1 protein-coding gene is annotated in these 1,790 nt (G+C 58.3%); it reads right to left on the reverse strand.

Features of this window, described 5'->3' with window-relative positions; all coding sequences use genetic code 11:
• Positions 1–176 precede the first annotated feature (176 nt).
• A partial coding sequence (locus WCA53_RS12175) for a DUF3857 domain-containing transglutaminase family protein (protein ID WP_423909925.1) occupies positions 177–1,790 on the reverse strand: 1,614 nt, incomplete at its 5' end.

The following is a 1,790-nucleotide window of genomic DNA, read 5'->3' on the forward strand; positions in this document are numbered from 1 at the left end:
TTACTTGTTAGACATCCGTTTCTCTATTGAAGTCGAGCGATGCATCAAAGTTGCCGTGGTGGAACCGAACGGCACTTTCTTAAATATGCGTGGGACAGTGGGCGGCTTGCCGTCAGAAGTGGAAGCTAACAACGCAGGTGAGGCGAATCTTGGAACTCAATCTTCAACGCACGAATTTATCCGCGAACTCCACCGAGGGAAAACTTTACCTTGTAGTGTTCGTGCACCGCCGTTCCCACGCAGGGACCATCGAGGGGTCGGCCGGCCTGCGCCAGCACGTAATCCGCAAACGCCTTGATCGAGCTGTACCCGGGCATCACCGGAATGGCTAGCGCCGCCGGGCCCGGCATGAGCGCCATGTTATTGACGGTCCCGATCAGATCGAGTCTGAGCGGTTGATCGATTTCGCCGCTGCTGAGCGCGGCGACGCGCAGCGACCCCGTGAGACCGATTTTCTCGAGTAGCTGATAGCCGATACGATCGGCCTTGTATTGTGACAATGCGAGTCGAGGCGTAAACGCGGCCTGTCCGTTCAGCACGAACGCGCCGTGGATGTCGGCATTGCCGGTGTTGCCGATCTGAATGGTGTAATCACTCGACGACATGCTGTTCGCCTCGTTTTGCGGGGGCGTATGCAGTATTTGTCCCGTCACCGTGTCGAGCGCGGGCTTATCGCTGCTAGCGAACGTTAGTGTCCCGAAGGGGGAGAAGCCGCTGGTCGTGTCAGCGAACACGCCAAATTCTGGCAGCCAGGTGATGGCGTGATTGAATCCCGCCACCACGGGGACCGACGGTAAGCGATAGCTGTTGCCCAGGTTGACGAGTATGCTGTCTGCGCGTATGCCCTTCGCACTGAGCAAGGCGATAAACAGCGCATCATGGTCCTTACAATCGCCATAGCCGTTGCTCAGCACCTGGTCAGCGCTATGCGGAACCACCGGCCCCGAGCCAACCCAGACGGCCAGGTAGCGGATGTTCCGACTGACCCAGTCGTAAATGAGCATGGCCTGCTGCCGCCTGTCCGTTACGTTTTGCGTGATCTGGTCGGCAAGCTTCCGGATGGGCTCGGACGCTCGCATTTGCGGGCGCGCACGTTGCTCGTAGGCGTGCCCCAGTTGTGCATAGTCGGTGAAATTTGTTGCGCCGAAGTACGGGCCGGTATCGAGCGGGGATACGGCGTCGGCTTGCTCATGCGTCGGTCCACTTGCGGGCGTGCGGTAACGATAAGCCTGGACATGTCGCGTACCCTGCACGGTATCGCTGACGGATTGCATTCCCTTTGCATCAATCCGTACTGGCATGCCGATTGGCGTATCGAGGGTTTCCTGCACGTTGTCGTACTGCTGCGTTGGCGGGAAATACGCAATCTCGTCGAACTTGCCGGGTAGCATCGTCTCGCGATCCGTCAGCGTGTAACTGAGTTGAACGGTATCGCCTCGCCTGACGGCGGGAAACACAACGAAACGTAGATGTTCTGAACTGAACATCGGGGCGACGGCAGTAGTCGGGGTAGGCTGATCGAATACAGTGTCTTTCAGGTTGGTCGCCACGTTTTCGCCGTCGGCGTGCACCGTTTGCGCTTTGTCGATCGTCAGCGTTTGCAGATCCGCGTCATAGGACACGGCATACTGGGAAAACCGCTGGAGTGCTGCGTCGCTCGATAACACGAGGCTAAGCGTTACGCGTCTGACTGCCCGGCCCGAGTCGTCAACCGTGACTACGCGTTCATATTGGGTATATCGGTAATCTGGCGTGTCCGCCGAGTGCGCGGGGAGTGTATAGGCTAGTAC

Source organism: Caballeronia sp. (assembly GCF_049581465.1).
Lineage (GTDB): Bacteria > Pseudomonadota > Gammaproteobacteria > Burkholderiales > Burkholderiaceae > Caballeronia.